At 69.4% G+C, this 19642-nt stretch carries 16 protein-coding genes; 7 read left to right on the forward strand and 9 right to left on the reverse strand.

The features are described from left to right. Nucleotides 1–273 precede the first annotated feature (273 nt). The 3 genes from HWX55_RS26845 to HWX55_RS26855 form a co-directional block, all read right to left on the reverse strand. On the reverse strand, nt 274–786 hold the full coding sequence (locus HWX55_RS26845) for a disulfide bond formation protein B (RefSeq protein ID WP_050011565.1): 513 nt from the start codon (nt 784–786) through the stop codon (nt 274–276). A gap of 158 nt (nt 787–944) precedes the next feature. Then, nucleotides 945–2321 (reverse strand): amidase, encoded by a 1377-nt coding sequence (locus HWX55_RS26850; RefSeq protein WP_175977909.1) that lies wholly within the window; start codon nt 2319–2321, stop codon nt 945–947. A 6-nt stretch (nt 2322–2327) separates the two neighbouring features. Beyond that, nucleotides 2328–3008 (reverse strand): GntR family transcriptional regulator, encoded by a 681-nt coding sequence (locus HWX55_RS26855; RefSeq protein WP_175977910.1) that lies wholly within the window; start codon nt 3006–3008, stop codon nt 2328–2330. A 279-nt stretch (nt 3009–3287) separates the two neighbouring features. Here HWX55_RS26855 and HWX55_RS26860 point away from each other — a divergent pair, with 279 nt between their 5' ends. Together HWX55_RS26860 and HWX55_RS26865 are read left to right on the forward strand one after the other, a co-directional pair. After that, nucleotides 3288–4478 (forward strand): type 1 glutamine amidotransferase, encoded by a 1191-nt coding sequence (locus HWX55_RS26860; RefSeq protein ID WP_175977911.1) that lies wholly within the window; start codon nt 3288–3290, stop codon nt 4476–4478. A 115-nt stretch (nt 4479–4593) separates the two neighbouring features. Then, on the forward strand, nt 4594–5292 hold the full coding sequence (locus HWX55_RS26865; protein ID WP_175977912.1) for a DUF2968 domain-containing protein: 699 nt from the start codon (nt 4594–4596) through the stop codon (nt 5290–5292). 78 nt (nt 5293–5370) lie between these two features. Here HWX55_RS26865 and HWX55_RS26870 read toward each other — a convergent pair whose 3' ends face one another. Beyond that, entirely contained in the window at nt 5371–6030 is a 660-nt protein-coding gene (locus HWX55_RS26870) for a hypothetical protein (protein ID WP_244140648.1), read from the reverse strand. A 665-nt stretch (nt 6031–6695) separates the two neighbouring features. Between HWX55_RS26870 and HWX55_RS26875 the strand changes: the two genes are divergently transcribed. Continuing rightward, nucleotides 6696–7991 (forward strand): MFS transporter, encoded by a 1296-nt coding sequence (locus tag HWX55_RS26875; protein ID WP_175977914.1) that lies wholly within the window; start codon nt 6696–6698, stop codon nt 7989–7991. Between the two features lie 81 nt (nt 7992–8072). Here the strand turns inward: HWX55_RS26875 and HWX55_RS26880 are convergent, their stop codons facing one another. After that, nucleotides 8073–9980, reverse strand: coding sequence for a tetratricopeptide repeat protein (locus HWX55_RS26880; RefSeq protein ID WP_175977915.1), 1908 nt, complete (start codon nt 9978–9980; stop codon nt 8073–8075). Between the two features lie 58 nt (nt 9981–10038). Here HWX55_RS26880 and HWX55_RS26885 point away from each other — a divergent pair, with 58 nt between their 5' ends. Beyond that, nucleotides 10039–11685: an FAD-dependent monooxygenase gene (locus HWX55_RS26885; RefSeq protein WP_175977916.1), complete on the forward strand. Its 1647-nt coding sequence runs from the start codon at nt 10039–10041 to the stop codon at nt 11683–11685. Nucleotides 11686–11693: 8 nt separating this feature from the next. On the opposite strand, the gene HWX55_RS26890 is transcribed toward HWX55_RS26885, so the two are convergent. The 4 genes from HWX55_RS26890 to HWX55_RS26905 are packed head-to-tail and all read right to left on the reverse strand — an operon-like array spanning nt 11694 to nt 16996. Then, nucleotides 11694–11945 (reverse strand): formate dehydrogenase subunit delta, encoded by a 252-nt coding sequence (locus HWX55_RS26890; RefSeq protein ID WP_050011555.1) that lies wholly within the window; start codon nt 11943–11945, stop codon nt 11694–11696. 7 nt (nt 11946–11952) lie between these two features. Then, nucleotides 11953–14904: a formate dehydrogenase subunit alpha gene (gene fdhF, locus HWX55_RS26895; RefSeq protein ID WP_175977917.1), complete on the reverse strand. Its 2952-nt coding sequence runs from the start codon at nt 14902–14904 to the stop codon at nt 11953–11955. Nucleotides 14905–14921: 17 nt separating this feature from the next. After that, a complete protein-coding gene (locus HWX55_RS26900; protein WP_175977918.1) occupies nt 14922–16499 on the reverse strand; it encodes a formate dehydrogenase beta subunit in 1578 nt (525 codons plus the stop codon). Beyond that, the gene (locus HWX55_RS26905) at nt 16496–16996 is read right to left on the reverse strand and encodes an NAD(P)H-dependent oxidoreductase subunit E (protein WP_175977919.1); all 501 of its coding nucleotides are present in this window, start codon (nt 16994–16996) and stop codon (nt 16496–16498) included. The genes HWX55_RS26900 and HWX55_RS26905 overlap by 4 nt, the downstream gene beginning before the upstream one ends. 131 nt (nt 16997–17127) lie before the next feature. Here HWX55_RS26905 and HWX55_RS26910 point away from each other — a divergent pair, with 131 nt between their 5' ends. The 3 genes from HWX55_RS26910 to HWX55_RS26920 all read left to right on the forward strand — a co-directional run bounded on the left by HWX55_RS26910 (nt 17128) and on the right by HWX55_RS26920 (nt 19313). Further along, nucleotides 17128–18234: a substrate-binding domain-containing protein gene (locus HWX55_RS26910; protein WP_175977920.1), complete on the forward strand. Its 1107-nt coding sequence runs from the start codon at nt 17128–17130 to the stop codon at nt 18232–18234. A gap of 101 nt (nt 18235–18335) precedes the next feature. Then, entirely contained in the window at nt 18336–18605 is a 270-nt protein-coding gene (locus HWX55_RS26915; protein WP_175977921.1) for a hypothetical protein, read from the forward strand. Between the two features lie 354 nt (nt 18606–18959). Beyond that, on the forward strand, nt 18960–19313 hold the full coding sequence (locus HWX55_RS26920; RefSeq protein ID WP_175977922.1) for a DUF4148 domain-containing protein: 354 nt from the start codon (nt 18960–18962) through the stop codon (nt 19311–19313). Nucleotides 19314–19642 lie beyond the last annotated feature (329 nt).

Genomic DNA, 19642 nt, shown 5'->3' on the forward strand with positions numbered 1-19642 from the left:
ATCAGGCGGCGATCATGTCGATCATAGGCCCGCCGCGCGGAATCGGGGGACCGATGCATGCACATCGGGCCGAAACGCATGTGTGGCGGGGCGGGGGCGCGGCGATCGCGCGACGCGCGCGAGCCCGGAACGCCGGGCGGCGGCGGGATAGGTGTTTATACGCGGCGACCGGGCAAGGCCGGCGCAGGCCGCAGCCGGGTGACGACTCGCCGGCGGCGCGCGGCCCATTCGGTCGGGCCGCGCATGCGATGGGCCGGCACCGCGGCCGGTGGGTCAACCCGCGAGCTTGCGGCGATGGCGCCAGAGGCTCGCGACGACCGCGATCAGGATCGCGGCGAAGCCGATCAGCGCCCAGCCGGGCAGCAGGATGCCCAGGATCGGCGGGTAGACGGTCTCGCACAGCCCGGCGACCTTGAACATGCCGGGGAACCACTGCGCGGGCGGCAGGCTGTCGACGATCGGCTGCAGCGTGTCGAAGCCGCAGCTGAAGCCCGGATTCATCTGGATCGACAGGTGCCGCGCGGCCGTGCCGACACCGCCGGCCGCGGCGATCGCGATCAGCAGTTCGAGCACCCAGACACCGCGCCAGTTGCGGATCCCGGCAGCCAGGAACGCGAAGATCCCGATCGCGCAGAAGAAGTAGCGCTGGATGATGCACAGCGGGCACGGGTCTTCGTTCTTCACATACTGCAGATACAGCGCGCCGGCCAGCAGGGCGATGCACACCCATCCGAGCAGCATCAGCAGGCGGCGTTCGCGGCGGAGGGCAAGCGTGTAGTCGTTCATGTCGGCGGGATTCCTCGTCGGTCGGTCCGGAAAACAATCGCGCGATTTTAGCGCGAATGATCTGGCACGAAACTGACAGCGCGCGTGCGGCAGCCTGCCGCACCGCGCGCGGGCCGCCGGCGATCGGCTCGCCATCGGCTTGCGATCGGCCGGCGCGGTCAGCGGATCGTGTTCAGCACGGCCTCGACCGACTGGCCGATCGCAAGCAGCGCGTCGTCGCGATGCGGCGCCGCCGCGAGCATCAGACCGACCGGCGCCGCGTCGCGCGGATGGCACGGCAGCGACAGCCCGCACGCATCGAGGAAGTTGAACGCGCTCGGGTTGCGCAGGATCAGCGCGTTGGTGCGCGTGAACGCGTCGTCGTCCGTTTCGAGTTCGGCGATGCGCGGCGGCACGACCGGCACCGTCGGCGCGACGAGCGCATCGAAGCGCGACCAGACCGTGTGCGCGGCTTCGTCGAGCATCGCGGCGCGCGCGGCCAGCAGGTCGAGATAGTCGGCCGCGCTCGCGGGTTCGCCCTTCAGGATCCGCGTCAGCACGCGCGGGTCGTACTGGTCGCGATGCTTCGCGAGCAGCGGACGGTGCCACGCGTACGCCTCGATCGGCGAGAAGCCGAAACGGTTGATCTCCGGCAGCCGGTCGAGCGCGGGGAAGCGCACTTCGGTGACGATCGCACCGGCCGCTTCGAGATGCTTGAGCGCGGTGTCGAGCGCGGCCGCGACGTCGGCATCGACGCCGTCCGTCACGTAGTTCGTCAACACGCCGAGCCGTACGCCTTCGAGCGGCCGCGCGGCCGGCACGTGCGGCTCGAGCCCCGCGAGCATCCGGTCGACCAGCGCGCAGCACGCGACCGTCAGGCCGATCGGGCCGAACGAGTCGAGCGTCGTCGACAGCGGCACGCCGCCTTGCGTCGGGATCCGGCTCGCGGTCGGCTTGAAGCCCGTCAGTCCGCACAGCGCGGCCGGAATGCGGATCGAGCCGCCGGTATCGGTGCCGAGCGCGACGGCGGCCATCCCGTCGGCGACCGACGCGGCCGCGCCCGACGACGAGCCGCCCGAAATCCGCGCATCGCCCGGCACGTCGCGGTGATACGGCGAGCGCGGGTGGCCGAAGTGCGGATTCAGCCCGAGACCGGAGAACGCGAACTCGCTCATGTTGGTGCGGCCGACCAGCACCGCGCCCGCGCGCTTGAGCCGCGCGACGGCGACCGCGTCGGTGTGCGCGGCCGGCGCGCCGTCGAGCACCCGCGACCCCGCGCGCGTGACCTGGCCCGCGACGTCGAACAGGTCCTTGACCGACACCGGAATGCCCGCGAGCGGCGATAGCACGGTGCCCGCGGCGCGCAGCCGGTCGTGCGCGTCGGCGGCCGCGCGGGCGTTGTCGGCATCGACTTCGGTGAAGACGACGGCGCCCTGGCCCGACGGATCGGCGATCCGCTCGAGCGCGGTGTCGACGAGCGCGCGGCTCGTGGTCCGGCCGACGGCGAGGTCCGCGGCGAGCTGGGCGAGCGGGGGGAACGGCGTGAAAGTGGTCATGGCGGCTCAGGGGCGAAGATGTTGGACAAGCGTGGAGCGGAACGAATCGATATGGCTTTCGACGGCCGCGCGCGCGCCGGCGGCGTCGCGCGCGGACAGCCGGTCGAACAGCGCGCGGTGCTCGTGCTGGACGTCGGCGAGATGGTGCGGTTCGGACAGCGTGACGAACCAGAAGCGCAGCGAGCGCTCGTGCAGCGCGCGCAGGATGTCGGCGAGCACCGAATTGCGCGCGGCCGCGGCGATCATCTGATGAAACGTGCGGTCGAGCTCCATCATGCCCTCGACGTCGTGCGTGTCGACGCAGGCCTGCCCGTCGTCGAGCAGCGCGGCCAGGCGCGCGAGATCGTCGGGGGTCGCATGGCGCGCGGCGAGTTCGGCGCAGTGCGCTTCGTTGATGCGCCGCACGTCGATCACCGCGACGATGTCGTCGAGCGACAGCGGCTGCACCATCAGGCCCTTGCGCGGCATCACGGACAGCAGCCCTTCGAGCACGAGCCGATGCACGGCCTGGTGCACCGGCGTGCGGCCGATTCCGGTGCGTGCGACGAGGTCGGCTTCGTTCAGCGCGGCGCCCGGCTTCAGGCGCATCGTGATGATGTCGCGCTGGATCAGCGAGTACGCGCGGTCGGCGAGGCTGGCCGGCGACGCGGCGGCGCGCTCGCGGGTGAGGTCGGTCACGGTACTCATGCCGGTTGCGGCGCGGCGGCCGGGAGGGGCGCGATCATGGCGCGGAGCTCGGGAAGCGTGGACGATCGCTGGATATTATTGTGATATATCAGTGGTGTCCAGCGCCGGCGAGGCCGGGCCATCGGTGCCGACGCGCGAACGGCGCCGTTCTGCGGCGTGCGTAGCCGCCGACTTGCAACAATATCGACAGGATGTTGCAGGTTTGCCGCGCGATCGTGCACTGAAGCATAATGAATCCTCGTCTATCCCTACGCGCGAGCGACGCATCAGACTATCGTCATGAGCGAAAACACGCCTTCCCCGGCCGGTCTGCCCGGCACCTCTTCCGCTTCTTCCGATTCCCCCCGTCCCGATCCGGCGAAAACGCCCGATGCGCCGGCCACGCAGGCCGCCGCGGAGAACGTCGCCGATGACGGCGCGTCGCCCGTCACGGCTGCATCCGAACCCGGTGCGCCCGGTGCGGCAGGCGCCGTCGGCGATGGCGCGGCCGCGCCCGCGCCGCTGAAGCCAGGCGCACCGCCGCCCGGATTCGGCGCGCCGCCCGATTTCGACACGCCGCGGCCGCCGCCCGCGAGCGCGCAGAATGCGCCGCCCGCCTATCTGAAGCAGAGCGACACGCCGTGGTCGGTGTTCGGCCGGATCGTCGCGGCGCGCGCGCGGCGGCTGTTCGATCGCGCCGGCCAGCGCATCACGCAGCGCACGCTGCGCATCGGCGTGTCGGCACGGATCTTCCATCCGGAGCCGGGCGCGAAGGGGCTGCGCGGCAAGACGCTGCAGTATCTCGAGGAATCGATCGCCCACTGGGTGATGTCGCGCGACGTGCTCGTGTTCATGATTCCGACCGTCGGCCATCAGGGCATGATCCATCCGAGCAACATCCGCCTGCGCGATTACGCGAAGCATCTCGACGGCCTGCTGCTGCAAGGCGGCGCCGACGTGTCGCCGCAAACCTATGCGGCGTCGGATGCGCGTCCCGAATGGCCGGGCGATCGCGTGCGCGACATGTACGAGCTCGAACTGCTGCACGAATTCGTCGAGTCCGGCAAACCCGTGCTCGGCGTATGTCGCGGCTGCCAGCTGATCAACGTCGCGTTCGGCGGCTCGCTTTACCAGGACATCGCGACCGACGTGCCGACCGCGCACGCGCACGTGAGCGAGCATTACGACCAGCATCGTCACGCGATCCGCTTTCCCGATTCGTCGACGCTCGCGAGCATGTTCCCGGGACGCAGCGAAGCGATCGTCAACTCGATTCACCACCAGGCGATCCGCGATCTCGGCCGCGATCTGAACATCGAGGCCGTGTCGGCCGGCGACGGGATCATCGAAGGCATTCGCCATCGCCGTTCGCCGTTCGTCGTCGGCGTGCAGTGGCATCCGGAGTTCCATCGCGCGGGCGGTTCCGAACTGCTCGACTGCACGCCGCTGCTCGACGCGTTCCTGCGCGCGGCGCGCGAAACGCGTCTGTAGCACGCCGTATTTTCCGTGCTGAACGAAGGCCGGCCGCATCCCGATTAATTCGAGATGCGGCCGTTTCGTTTTGCACGATAATCGCGAGTCCCGATTCGTTCGCCGGAGTCTGACGTTGGCTTTCCGAAATTTCTCCCCTGCACGATGCGCAACGTGGATCGTTGCGCTGGCTGCCTGCGCGCAAGCGGGCACGGCCTGGTCCACCGACGCGACCGCACCCGTCGCCGGTACGCGTCCGGCGGTCACGAGCCTGAGCGGCAGCGCGGCGCCGGCGCCGGCGGCGTCGGCCGCGACGGACGCCGCCGCGCAAGGCAACGTCGCCGAGCTGACGCAGATGCTGCACGACGGCCGGATCGTCGAGATGCGCACGACGTACAACGGCAGCTACGGTGCGAGCCTGATGTTCGATCCGCGCGAGATGACGTATTACGTCGCGCTGTTCCAGGACAAGAACCTGTGGCGCGTGATTCGTTCGCAGGAAAAGACGCGCGCGGAGATGGTGTACGCGAACTTCGTCCAGCAGACGGCGCAGCTCGCCGAGATCGAGATCCGCCGGACCGAGCTGCAGGCGCAGAAGGCATTTCTCGAACGCGTGATCGCGCTGCAGGCGAATCGTGCGCAGCAGTTGCAGGCCGATCTGAGCGTCGCGCGCAGCCAGCAGGCCGAAGTCGCGCAGCGGCAGAAATCGGCGCAGGAGCAGGCGCAGGCGCTGCAGGTCGAGAAGCGGGCGGCGCAGTTGCAGTTGCGCGATCTGCAGGAGCAGGTGCGGCAACTCGAGAAGCAGGCCGAGACGGGGCTGCCCGTGCACAAGTAACGTGTCGTCGAGCGGACGAAACGAGACGAGCGAAAACCCGGCGAAGCGATCTTCGCCGGGTTTTTTATTGCGTGGGCGTCAATGCGCGAACGCGTCCGGCACGTCGGTCACGCGGCGGTGCGACAAGTGCGACGTCCAGTCGAAACCGGCCGCGCTCGGGTGCGCCGGCCGGGCCGGTTGCGCGGCGCGCAGCGCGGTCGCCATTGCGATCAACGTGGCCGGATCGTCGAACGAGTCGCGTGTATCGCGCGTATCTGCCGTGGGCAGCGGCCGAGCGAGTCGATCGCGTGTGCCGGTGTTGGTCGCGTCGCGCTGGCGCGGCGCACGCTGGAGCGGCTGATGTGCGGCGAGCCGCGGCACGACCGGCGTGCGGGTCGGTGCGTTTGCCGTGCGCTGGCCGGTTGCCCGACGTGGCGAGGCAGGGATGACGTGCCGCACGTCGGCCGTCGCTTGCGGGCGAAGCGTTGCGGGGCGAAGCGCGACGCGATGCTTGGCTGGCGGCGATTCGACCGTGTTCGCGACAGGCCTCGCCATCTTGTGCTGCGGCATCGCATGCGTCGACGTATCCGGTTGCGCCGCCGCGATACGTATCGTGCCGGTCGATGTCGCGGCGTGATCGGGCGTACTGCCGGCCGCCTGGATCGCGTACGCGGGACCGGAACCCGCGGGCCGGTCGTACGTGCCGATCAGCCAGCCGATGATGCCGAGCGCGCCGATGCTCCAGCAGACGACGTACATCGCGCGCCGGTCGCGAGGGTGGCGCGCGGGATGGCGCAAGCGCCGGCCCGGGGCAACTGCCGCCGGGACAGGCAGCCCGGCCGAAGCCGGCAGCGACGCCGCCACGGATAGCGGCTGCCATCGGCACTCGCGGTGCGGTCGGTCGACATCGATGCAGGACGTCGTTAGCGTCGCGAGGCAGTTCCTGCCGGGCCCTGCGCCGGGTGCGCCGCGAAATCGCCATTCGCGGCCGAACGGCGGGACGTGGTCGAGCGGGGTGGCGCGAGGGCGGGCGAGCGCGCCTTCGACCGGGACGAGGGGCGATGGGATCATGGCAGGGGCGTCGTGCGACACGGGCATCCGTGCCGGCGCGGCGTGAAAATGTCGTCGCAAATCGTGACATTGTGGTCAGCCGGCGAAGGTCGGTCGATCAGATCGATCTGATTCTTGTGCCCGCTTCGGGGCGACTTGTACGAGGCGGACATCGCGACGTCGGTGACAGGGGCGCTACAAGGCAAATGTCGGGTTGCCGTGGCATGATTCGCGGATCATGCCGGCGGCGCGCCGTTACGCGCCGTGCCGCCGGCGGGCAGCGATGCCCGTGCGCGTCGGCCCGACCCGGCGCGGCGCGCGTCGCCGGGTCCATGCGGCGCGGTATTCGCGCCATCCGAGCTGAGCGAGAAACCATGTCCACAGCGTCGCCTGCCATCGCGCAGGAATCGAAAGTCCGCACCGTCTTCCGGGTCGTCAGCGGCAACTTCCTGGAAATGTACGACTTCATGGTCTACGGGTATTACGCGTCGGCCATCGCGAAAACGTACTTTCCGAGCGGCAACGCGTTCGCGTCGCTGATGCTGTCGCTGTCGGTATTCGGCGCGGGCTTCCTGATGCGGCCGGTCGGCGCGATCGTGCTCGGCGCGTATATCGACCATCACGGCCGCCGCAAGGGGCTGATCCTGACGCTCGGGCTGATGGCGATCGGCACGCTCGCGGTGGCCGCGATACCGGGCTATGCGACGATCGGCGTGCTCGCGCCGGTGCTCGTGCTGCTCGGCCGGTTGTTGCAGGGCTTCTCGGCGGGCGTCGAACTCGGCGGCGTGTCGGTCTACCTGTCGGAGATCGCGACGAAGGGCCACAAGGGGTTCTATACGGCGTGGCAGTCGGGCAGCCAGCAGGTGGCCGTCGTGTTCGCCGCGTTCGTCGGCGTCGTGCTGAACCGCGCGCTGCCGGTCGAGGAAATGACCGCGTGGGGCTGGCGCATTCCGTTCCTGATCGGCTGCCTGATCGTGCCGTTCCTGTTCCTGATCCGCCGTTCGCTGAAGGAGACCGACGAATTCCTCGCGAAGCGCCACCGCCCGACGATGGGCGAGATCATGCGCTCGATGCTCGACAACTGGGGTGTCGTGGTGGCAGGCATGGGGATGGTGATCATGACGACGGTGTCGTTCTACATGATTACCGCGTACACGCCGACCTTCGGCAAGGAAGTGCTGCATCTGTCGTCGCTCGATGCGCTCGTCGTGACCGTCTGCGTCGGGATCTCGAATCTCGTGTGGCTGCCGCTGTCCGGTGCGCTGTCCGACCGTATCGGCCGCCGCCCGGTGCTGATCGCGTTCACCGTGCTGACGCTGCTGTCGGCTTATCCCGCCGTGCGCTGGCTCGTCGGCGATCCATCGTTCCTGCGGCTGCTCGCGGTCGAGCTGTGGCTGTCGTTCCTGTACGCGTCGTACAACGGGGCGATGGTCGTCGCGCTGACCGAAGTGATGCCGGCCGACGTGCGGACGGCTGGTTTCTCGCTCGCGTACAGCCTGGCCACGACGATCGGCGGCTTTACGCCGGCGATCTCGACGCTGCTGATCCACCAGACCGGCAACAAGGCGGCGCCGGGGCTGTGGCTGAGTGTGGCCGCGATCTGCGGCTTGATCGCGACGCTCGTGCTGTACCGCACGTCCGACGCGCGCAACCAGTACAAGTCGGCCTGACGGCGGTCGGCATAGCGCCCGGCGTCGGCCGCGGATCACCTTGAACAAGGGAGCGCAATGCGCTCCCTTGTTCGTTTGCGGTCATGCTTCGCGCAGCATGTCGGCCACCGTGGCCGCCACGTCGGGCCACGCGCCCGGCGCAGGCTGGCGCGCGATGCTGGCGCGCGCATACCACGGGCAGTCGTCGCCGGTGAACCAGCGCCAGTCGGGTGCGAACGGCAGCATGACCCACAGCGGCTTGCCGAGCGCGCCCGCGAGGTGCGCGACCGCCGTGTCGATCGTGACGACGCCGTCGAGGCGCTCGACCAGCGCGGCCGTATCGGCAAAGTCGTTCAGCCGGCCGTCGAGACGATGCACGCGCGGATGCGCGTCGACGCGCGCGCGCTCGTCGTCGTCGAGCGCGGGCTGCAGCACGATCCAGTCGATGTCCGGCAGCGCGAGCAGCGGCGCGAGCGCGTCGAACGGCATCGAGCGGTTTTCCTGCGCCTGTCGGCGCCCCGACCACGCGAGGCCGAACTTGCGCTTCGACTGCCCGCCGAGCGAGCCGCGAAAGCGCCGCCGGGCGCCGTCGGGTGCATCGAGGTAGCGCGAGCCGACAATGTCCTCCGGCTGAAGCCCGAGCAGGAACGGCAGGCTCATCAGCGTGCAGGCGACGTCCGCGGTCGGCGGCTTCGCGGCGCCTTGCGGGACGAGCGTCACGCGCCAGCGCGCGGCGGCCGGCGTCAGCAGCGCGACGAGTTCCGGCTGGACTTCGAGCACGACGCGCGCGCAGCGTGCGCGCACCTGCGGCACGAAGCGGACGAACTGCAGCGTGTCGCCGAACCCCTGTTCCGCGCGGATCAGCAGCGTGCGCGACGCAATCGGCTCGCCCTGCCAGCGCGGCAGCGCGCCGAGCGGCGTCGCGCCGGGCGTCTCGTGGCGCGCTTCGTACGCGGGCAGGCCGCGCGTGAAGTCGCGCAGCGTCAGCAGCGTGACCGCACGATGCAGCCGCGCGAGCGTGAGATCGGGCGCGACGCGCAGCGCCTGGTCGAATGCGCGTAGCGCCATCTCGTGCGCGCCGAGCGCGTGATGCGCGTTGCCGAGATTCAGCCACGCGAGCCCGAACGACGGATCGAGCCCGACGGCGCGCTCGTAGTAGGGCAGCGCGTCGCGGTGGCGCGCCTGCGCGCAGAGCGCGTTCGCGAGCCCGAACAGCGCGAGCGGAAACGGCGGGTGCAGTGCGAGCGCGGCTTCGAACGCCGCGGCCGCCTCGGCATGCCGGCCGACCGCATCGAACGTGTTGCCGAGATTGAAATGCGCGGCGACGAACCGCGGCTGCGCGGCGATCGCGGCCTGGAAGTGCGCGATCGCATCGTCGGCGCGACCCATCGCGCTCAGCGCCATCGCGAGGTTGTTGTGCGCGCCCGCATGGCCGGGCCGCAGCTCGAGCGCGCGACCGAACGCGGCGAGCGCGTCGTCGTGGCGGCCGAGCGCGTTCAGCGCGTTGCCGAGATTGTTGTGGATCGATGCGTCGTCGGGCGTGAGCCGCAGCGCACGGCCGAACGCGTCGATCGCATCGTCGTGACGCTGCAGCGCCGCATACGCGTTGCCGAGGTTGTAGTGCGCGAGCGGAAATTCGGGCGCGAGCGTCAGCGCGTTGCGGAAGCGGTCGATCGCTTCGTCGAGCCGGCCCAGCGCTTTCAGCGCGTTGCCGAGATTGAGCTGCAGCGCGGCATCGTCCGGACGCAGCGCGACGGCACGGCCGACGAGATCGGCGGCCTCGGCATGCTGGCCCTGCTGGTGCCGCAGCACGCCGAACAGGTGCAGCGCGTCGGCGTTGGCGGGGTTGGAGGCGAGCGCGTGGCGATAGCCGTGCTCGGCCTCGGCGAGGCGGCCCGCACGATGTGCGGCGTACGCCCGGTCGAATGCGGAATCCATGACGCGAAAAGGGGCGGAAAGCGCGTATTTTCCCACACCGCGCGGCGAGGCCGCGCATCGGCCGGTCGGCATATGGCCCCGTCACGCGGAGCGGCGTAGACTGGCAGGATCGCGTGTCATCGAGGTCTCCATGGCTGACACACTATCCGATATCCCGCCCGTGCTGATCGTCGGCGCGGGGCCGACCGGCCTTGCCGCGGCGATGAGCCTCGCGCGGGCCCGCGTGCCGGTGCGCATCATCGATCGTCTCGCCGCACCCGCGCCGTTTTCGCGTGCGATCGGCATCCAGGCGCGCACGCTCGAACTGCTGGAGCAGCATCGCGCGGTCGAACCGTTTCTCGCGCTCGGCCATCGCGCGCATGCGGCCGAGCTGCATGCCGACGGCCGCGTGATCGCGCGGCTCGATTTCGATCCGCTGCAAACGCGCTATCCGTATCTGATGTTTCTCGACCAGAGCGTCACCGAGCGGCTGCTCGCCGAGCACCTGGCCGGAATGGGCGTGAGCGTCGAACGCGGTACGGCGCTGACCGCGTGCGACACGGGCGCTACGTCGCTCGACGTGACGCTGCGCCGAGCCGACGGCCGCGACGAGTCGTTCGCGCCGTCGTACCTGATCGCCGCCGACGGCGCGCACAGCACGGTCAGGCACCTGCTCGGCCTGGGCTTTGCCGGACATGCGTTCGAACAGACTTTCCTGCTGGCCGATTTCGCGGCGATACCCGACTGGTCCGACGAGGAGATCCACCTGTTCACGACGCCCGCAGGCATCGCGGGCCTGTTTCCGATGGGCGGCGGGCGTTACCGGCTCGTCGCGGACCGGCCGCCCGGCAGCGGGGCAGCGCCCGACGCGGCGACGCCGTCGCTCGACGAATGCGACGCGATCATCCGCGCGCGCGTCGGCGCATCGATCTCGCCAAGCGATCTCGCGTGGTCGTCCTATTTCCATCTCCACAGCCGGATGGTCGACCGGCTGCGTCACGGCCGCGTGTTTTTCGCGGGCGACGCCGCGCACGTTCACAGCCCGGCCGGCGCGCAGGGCATGAACACCGGCATCCAGGAGGCGTTCAACCTCGGCTGGAAGCTCGCGCGCGTGCTGCGCGCAGGCGCGCCCGAGCGGTTGCTCGACACGTATCACGCGGAGCGCCATCCGATCGAGCGAGACGTGTTGCGGCAGACCGGTTTCGTCACGCAGGTGGTCGAAGCCGAGCGCGGCGCGATGAAGCTGCTGCGCGATCACGTCGTGCCGCTGCTGGCGTCGTTCGGGCCGATGCGCGACGCGCTCCGGCGCACGGTCAGCGAGCTCGGCGTGCAGTACCGGAAGAGTCCGCTCACGCTCGAGCGCGTGCTCGACGGCGGTCCGCGCGCGGGCGAGCGCGCACCCGACGCGCTCGTGCACGTGCTCGACGGGCCGCTCGGTCGCGCGCCCGGCACGGCGCGGTTATACGATCTTCACGATCCGGCGAGTTTCACGCTGTTGCTGCTGGAAGAGCCTGCGAATACCGACGCCGGCGAGGTGCCGCCGATCCCGGCCGATGCGCAGGCGCTCGTGCAGGGGCTCGAATGGATCATGCCGGAAGCGGTGCGCGTGTGGCGCGTCGCCGATGCCGAAGGCGACGGCGCCGCGGGGCTCGCGCAGGAATACGGCCGCTCGCGGCCGTCGTTCTATCTGCTGCGGCCGGACGGCTATGTCGCCGCGCGCGGGCGCACGGCGACCGACGCGAACGCGCTGCTGCGCCACTGCGAAAGCTGGTTCGCGGGCATGTCGGTGTCCGCGTAGCCGCGCGCTCAGGCGGGCGCCGCGGCAGGGACGAGCGACGCGCGATGCGCGGCGATCGCGTCGCGCACGATCGGCGCCGCGCGTTGTCCGGCTTCGCTCGACGGATCGTCGAGCGCGGCGAGCAACGCGCGACGCATCCGCGGCTCCCAGAAGCGCCGGATATGCTCGGCGATGCCGGCCAGCGCTTCGTCGCGATCGGGCATCGATTCGAAGAACGCGCCGATCTGGTTGGCCATGTCGATCAGGTGGTCGTGGTCCATGGTTGCCTCACTTGCCCGTCGTCGCGGCGGCCGGCTCGGCGGCGCGGCGCTCGAGCAAATCGAGCTGCTCCGAGTTGAAGCGCGCATACGCTTGTTGCCAGTCGGACGGTTGCGCCACCGGCAGCACCTGCACGGCCGTCACCTTGTATTCCGGGCAGTTCGTCGCCCAGTCGGAGCTGTCCGTCGTGATCACGTTCGCCCCCGATTCGGGGAAGTGGAACGTCGTGTACACGACGCCCGGCTGCATGCGCTCGGACACCAGTGCGCGCAGCACGGTCTGCCCCGCGCGCGATTCGATGCCGACCCAGTCGCCGGTGCGGATCCCGCGATCCTCCGCGTCGTGCGGATGGATCTCGAGGCGATCCTCTTCGTGCCACCGGACGTTTTCGGTCCGGCGCGTCTGCGCGCCGACGTTGTACTGCGACAGGATGCGGCCCGTCGTCAGGATCAACGGATAGCGCTGCGTGACTTTCTCCGGCGTCGGAATGAACTTGGTGATCACGAACCGCCCCTTGCCGCGCACGAACGTGTCGATGTGCATGGTCGGCGTGCCTTCCGGCGCGTGTTCGTTGCACGGCCACTGGATGCTGCCGAGCGCGTCGAGCTTCTCGTACGACACGCCCGAGAAGGTCGGCGTGAGCCGCGCGATCTCGTCCATGATTTCCGACGGATGCGTGTAGTGCATGTCGTAGCCGAGTGCCTGCGACAGCAGCAGCGTGACTTCCCAGTCCGCGTAGCCCGCGAGCGGCGGCATCACCTTGCGCACGCGCGAGATCCGGCGCTCCGCGTTCGTGAACGTGCCGTCCTTTTCGAGGAACGTCGAGCCCGGCAGCAGCACGTGCGCGTATTTCGCGGTTTCGTTCAGGAAGATGTCCTGCACGACGATGCATTCCATCGCCGACAGCGCGGCCGCGACGTGCTGCGTGTTCGGGTCCGACTGGACGATGTCCTCGCCCTGGCAGTAAAGCCCCTTGAAGCTGCCGTCGAGCGCCGCGTCGAACATGTTCGGGATGCGCAGCCCCGGCTCCGGCTGCAGCGTGGCCGACCACGCCTGTTCGAACTGCGTGCGCACGACCGCGTCGCCGATGTGCCGGTAGCCGGGCAGTTCGTGCGGGAACGAGCCCATGTCGCACGAACCCTGCACGTTGTTCTGGCCGCGCAGCGGATTGACGCCGACGCCTTCGCGGCCGACGTTGCCGGTCGCCATCGCGAGGTTCGCGATGCCCATCACCGTCGTCGAACCCTGCGCGTGTTCGGTCACGCCCAGGCCGTAATAGATCGCGGCGTTGCCGCCCGTCGCGTACAGGCGCGCGGCCTCGCGCACCAGCTCGGCCGGCACGCCCGTCACGTCCGCGGTTGCCTCGGGCGAATTGTCCGCCTGCGCGACGAAGGCGCGCCATTGCTCGAACGCGCGCGTGTCGCAGCGCTCGGCGACGAAGGCGTCGGCCACCAGCCCTTCGGTGACGATCACGTGCGCCAGTGCGTTGACGATCGCGACGTTGGTGCCGGGGCGCAACTGCAGATGATGCGTGGCTTTCACGTGCGGGCCGTCGACGACGTCGATGCGGCGCGGGTCGATCACGATCAGCTTCGCGCCTTCGCGCACGCGCCGCTTCAGCCGCGAGCCGAACACCGGATGGCCGTCGGTCGGGTTCGCGCCCATCACGACGATCACGTCGGCCTGGCCGACCGATGCGAACGTCTGCGTGCCGGCCGATTCGCCGAGCGTCGTCTTGAGGCCATAGCCGGTCGGCGAGTGGCACACGCGGGCGCAGGTATCGACGTTGTTGTTGCCGAACGCCGCACGCACGAGCTTCTGCACGAGATAGGTTTCCTCGTTCGTGCAGCGCGACGACGTGATCCCGCCGATCGAATCGCGGCCGTACTTCTGCTGCAGCTTGCGGAATTGCGTCGCCGCGTAGGTGAGGGCTTCGTCCCAGCTCACTTCGCGCCACGGGTCGGTGATCTTCTCGCGGATCATCGGCTTCGTGATGCGGTCCTTGTGCGTCGCATAGCCCCACGCGAAGCGTCCCTTCACGCACGCGTGGCCTTCGTTCGCAAGGCCGTTCTTGTGCGGCGTCATGCGCACGACCTGCGTACCCTTCATCTCGGCCTTGAACGAGCATCCGACGCCGCAGTACGCGCAGGTCGTGACGACCGAGTGCTCGGCCTGCCCGAGCTGCACGACGGATTTCTCCTGCAGCGTGGCCGTCGGGCAGGCGGCGACGCACGCGCCGCACGACACGCATTCCGACGCCATGAACGATTCGTTTTCGCCGGCGGCGACGCGCGATTCGAAGCCGCGCGCGGCGATCGTCAGCGCGAACGTGCCCTGCGTTTCCTCGCACGCGCGTACGCAGCGGTTGCAGACGATGCACTTCGACGGATCGTACGTGAAGTACGGATTCGATTCGTCCTTCGTGTCCTTCAGGTGATTGGCGCCATCGAAGCCGTAGCGCACTTCGCGCAGGCCGACCACGCCTGCCATGTCCTGCAGCTCGCAGTCGCCGTTGGCCGGGCAGGTGAGGCAGTCGAGCGGGTGATCGGAGATATACAGCTCCATCACGTTGCGGCGCAGCGACTGCAGCCGGTCCGACTGCGTGCGCACCTTCATGCCGGCTTCGGCCGGCGTCGTGCACGACGCCGGATAGCCGCGCCGGCCTTCGATCTCGACGAGGCACAGCCGGCACGAGCCGAACGGCTCGAGCGAATCGGTCGCGCACAGCTTCGGGACGTTGACGCCGGCTTCGATCGCCGCGCGCATCACCGATGTGCCGGCCGGCACCGTGACCGGCTGGCCGTCGATTTCGAGCGTGACGTCGGTATCGGCGTACCGTTGCGGCGTGCCGTAGTCGGTCTCGTCGTGCGGATCGCGTGCGCGCGCCTGGGCGGCGCTCTTGCACGCGCATTGGCCCGAGCCGCAGCCGCCTTGGCGGACGTTGTTCGTGTCGAGGGACATGCAGGGCTCCTTCTGGGTCAGGCCGCAGCCTTGACCGGGCCCGACGCGGCATCCTTGCCGGCAGCGAGCCCGAAATCTTCGGGGAAATGGTCGAGCGCGGACAGCACTGGGTACGGCGTCATGCCGCCCATCGCGCACAGCGAACCGGCGAGCATCGTGTCGCACAGGTCGCGCAACAGCGTGATTTGCCGCTCCGACGTGTCGCCGTCGCGGATCCGCGCGATCGTCTCGACGCCGCGCGTCGAACCGATCCGGCACGGCGTGCACTTGCCGCACGATTCGATCGCGCAGAACTTCATCGCGTATTCGGCCAGCTCGGCGAGATTCGACGTGTCGTCGTGCAGCACGATGCCGCCGTGGCCGACCACCGCGCCGATCGCCGTGTACGCCTCGTAGTCGAGCGGCTCGTCCCACTGGTGATCGGGCAGGTAGGTGCCGAGCGGGCCGCCGACCTGCGCGGCGCGGGCCGGCCGACCGCTGGCCGTGCCGCCGCCGAAGTCGAACAGCAGCTCGCGCAGCGTGACGCCGAACGCGAGCTCGACGAGGCCGCCGTGACGGATGTTGCCGGCAAGCTGGAACGGCAGCGTGCCGCGCGAGCGGCCCATCCCGTAGTCGCGATAGAACGCGGCGCCGCGCGCGAAGATCACCGGTGCGGTCGCCAGCGTGATCACGTTGTTGATCACGGTCGGCTGGCCGAACAGGCCGGCGAGCGCGGGCAGCGGCGGCTTCGCGCGCACGACGCCGCGCTTGCCCTCGAGCGATTCGAGCAACGCCGTTTCCTCGCCGCACACGTACGAGCCCGCGCCTTTCGCGACGTGCAGCTCGAACGCATGCGCGGAGCCCAGCACGTGCTCGCCGAGCCAGCCGGCTTCGCGTGCGCGGACGATCGCGGCCTCGAGCGTCGCGATCGCGTGCGGGTATTCGCTGCGCACGTAGATATAGCCGACCGTCGCGCCAGTGGCGACGCCCGCGATGATCATCCCTTCGATCAGGCAGTACGGATCGCATTCCATCAGCAGGCGGTCGGAGAACGTGCCCGAGTCGCCTTCGTCCGCGTTGCAGACGATGTATTTCTGCGCGGCGCGGGCTTGCCGCACGGTACGCCACTTGATGCCGGCCGGGAACGCCGCGCCGCCGCGGCCGCGCAGCCCCGACTCGATCAGCGTTTCGCATGCGGCGTCGCCGTCGAGCGCCAAGGCGTTCTTCAGGCCGGCGAGGCCTTCGTGTTTCAGGTAGTCGTCGATCGACAGCGGATCGGTCAGGCCGATCCGCGCGAACGTGAGCCGCTGCTGGCGTGCCAGATAGGGCAGCGCGTCAACGAGACCGACACCGCTCGGATGCGCGCCGCCATCGAGCCAGTCGGCGTCGAACAGGGCCGGCACGTCGGCGGCCGACAGGTTCGCATAGCCGACGCGGCCCGCGGCCGTCCCGACCTCGACGAGCGGCTCGAGCCACAGCAGCCCGCGCGAGCCGTTGCGGACCAGTTCGATCGCGACGCCGCGCCGTGCGGCTTCGGCCGCGATCGCGGCGGCCAGTGCGTCGGCGCCGAGCGCCAGCGCGGACGAATCGCGCGGAACGTAGATGCGGGTCGTCATGCGGCCTCCGGCGTGTGGGCGACCGCGTCGGTCAGCAGCGCGTCGAACTTCTCCGGCGTGACCTTGGCGTGGAGCACGCCATTGACCGTCATCGACGGCGATTGCGCGCACAGTCCGAGGCAGTAGACCGATTCGAGCGCGACGTCGTCCGGCGTGTGGCCCGCGGCGCCGTCGCCATGCGCGGCGTCGAACCGGCAGCCCGTGCGGGCTTCCGCGTGGGCGGCGAGCGTTTCGCAGCCCATGCTGCGGCACGCTTCGGCGCGGCACATCTGGATCGTCACGCGCGCGGGCGGCGCGGTGCGGAAATGGTGGTAGTAGGTCAGGACGCCGTGCACTTCCGCGCGCGACAGGTTCAGCGCTTTGGCGAGCGGCGCGACGCAGCCCGAAGGCACGTAGCCCGCGTCGTCCTGGATCGCGTGCAGGATCGCGACGAGCGACCGGCCGGCGCGCGCATGGCGCTCGACGAGCGCGTCGGGCGCAGGGGAATTCGGGGACATCGGTTATGCTCCTCCAAAGTCTCATATGCGCTCGGAATTCATATAGTGCGCAGCGTGACTTCGTTCTGATTGATTTTCACCAACGATAAGCGGAAGATTTCGCGGTCGCAATAGGAAATCGGAGTGCATAATTGATTCGGATCGAATGCGACGCGTATCTGACCGTGCGCGACACCGAAGGCCGGTCGGCCAGCCTGTCCGACGTCGCGCCGCTGCTGGAACTCGTGGCCGAGACGGGCAGCATCGCTCAGGCCGCGCAAGCCAAGGGGCTGTCGTACCGGCACGCGTGGGGCATGCTGCGCGCGCTGGAGTCGTGCATCGGCGGCGAGCTGATCGAGACCGCGCGCGGCAAGGGTTCGACGCTGTCGGCGCTCGGGCAGGCGGTCGTCGATGCGCAGCGCCTCGCGCGCGGCCGCCTCGACGGGAACCTGCGCACGCTGGCGGCCGAAGTGGCCAGCGAGCTGAACCGGCGGCTCGCGCAGCGCGACGGCGCCGTGCGCATTCATGCGTCGCACGGGTATGCGGTGGCGACGCTCGTCTCCGCGCTCGTCGATGCGCAGGCGGCCGTCGACATCAAATACCGCGAGAGCGTCGAGGCCGTGCAGGCGCTCGCGCGCGGCGAATGCGACCTCGCCGGCTTCCATTTGCCGCGCGGCGCGTTTCGCGCGCAGTGCGCGCAAATCTACCGGCCGTGGCTCGACGACACGCGCCAGGTGCTGATTCACCTGACGCGCCGCCAGCAGGGATTGTTCGTTCCCCGCGGCAACCCGAAGCAGGTCCGCGGGCTCGCGGATCTGGCACGTAACGACATCCGCTTCGTCAACCGGCAGCCGGGGTCGGGCACGCGCATGCTGCTCGATCTCGCGTTGCGCGCGATCGGCATCGATCCGGAGCGCATCGACGGCTATGCGTCGGCCGAGCTCACGCATTCGGCGATCGCGGCGTTCGTCGCGAGCGGCATGGCCGATCTCGGTTTCGGCGTCGAGCCGGCCGCCCGTCATTTCGGGCTCGACTTCATCCCGGTCGTCGACGAGGACTATTACTTCGCCTGCGAACGCGCGCGGCTCGATGTGCGGCCGCTGGCCGACGTGCTGGCGCTGCTGCGCGATGCACGCTTCGTCGAGCGCGTCGCGCATCTCGACGGCTACGATCCGGCCGCGTGCGGCGCGCTGGAACCCATCGCGACCGGGCTGGCCGGCGGCGACGGCGCGCGCGCGCCGGACGGCAATTCCCGGTAACGCGGCGGCGATCGAATCGCGCTGCAGCAGCGGGTGATTTGCGCTACGCTTGCCGCTCGATCAACGTTCCAACAAGCACGCCGTTCAGGCGTCATCCCGACATGAAATTTTCCGTTCCCTTTGCCGCGGCAGCGTTGACCGCGGGGCTGCTGGTCGTCGCTTCGCCGCTTGCGTTCGCGCAGAATTCCCCGGGTGTGCCCGGCGGCATCCTGAGCGAACAGTTCCGCCTGAACGAACATCCGCAGATGCCGTTCGCGGCGTCGGCGCCGTCGGAGAAATATCAGAGCGGCAAGAAGTCGGCATTGCGCCGCAAGGGTGACCTGGGCGACCCGAACGGCTGCAACCTGAAGTGCCCGATGGATACTCGGTAACGGGCAGGCAGCGTGTCGGCGCCCGAGCGGGGCGCCCCTTCTGCGCCGCGGCCTGATCCACTGACGGACGCTGCGTACGTTCCACCCCGATCTCGCTTGATTCGAGCCCCGCGAAGCCCGTCGCTTCGCGGGGCTCGTGCTTTCTGGCGAGCGTTCATGTAATACGGGATGGACGAAGCGGCCGTTCGCCCGCATGGGCCGCGCCGACAGTGATTCAGGGTTAACCCGTAAATCAGGAAGGATGTCTTCCTCAAACCTGCCTTATTCTTAAGCATCCACCTACATAAACTTCGGTTTGTCGGCGCTGATCAAGGTGTTCACCGCCGAATCAGACAAATCTGGAGGTAGGTCATCATGAAGTCGCTCGTTCAAGCCGTTGTCGTTGCTGCCGCTCTCGTTGCTCCGGTCGTGTCGTTCGCCCAGTCGGGTTCGACGATCACCCGTGCGCAGGTCCGTGCCGAACTGGTTCAACTCCAGCAGGCCGGTTACAACACCGCCCGTGGCGAAGATCCGCATTATCCGGAAGCGATCCAGGCCGCAACGGCGCGTGTCGCGGAGCAGCAGCGCAGTGCGCTCGCACAGGCTCGAGGCGCCGACGCCAGCGGCTACGGTGCGCAGGCGCAGGGCGCATCGGCGTCGGGTTCGCGCGCAATGGGCGTGCGCCCGGCCAGCGCGGAAGAAATGAAGTCGCTGTATCGCGGCAGCTAAGCTGCACATCGCCCGGTACGGGCGGCGCGGGCACGGGCGCGGCGACGCGTCGTGCGCTGCCCGGAGCCTGACCACCGGGCCGGCCGTCGCCCGGCGCAATCGATGATGGCGCGGGCGCGGCACAACATCCGTCACCTCCGGCCGCCGAACACCGGCGGCATTCCGCCCGGCCCGTCCGTGGCTGGGCGCTTTTTCGGAAGGGAAGGCGTGGGGCGTGCGCGTTTCGCCGGCAACAAAAATCTATGGTCAGCCCGATTTTTGCAAGCGAGGTGGTGTTGACCTAAAGTGGACTTGCTCGAATCTATCCGGGGTCGCGGATGGGAAAGATC

The sequence above is a fragment of the Burkholderia sp. BCC1047 genome (genome assembly GCF_902833155.1).
Classification (GTDB): Bacteria; Pseudomonadota; Gammaproteobacteria; order Burkholderiales; family Burkholderiaceae; genus Burkholderia; species Burkholderia sola.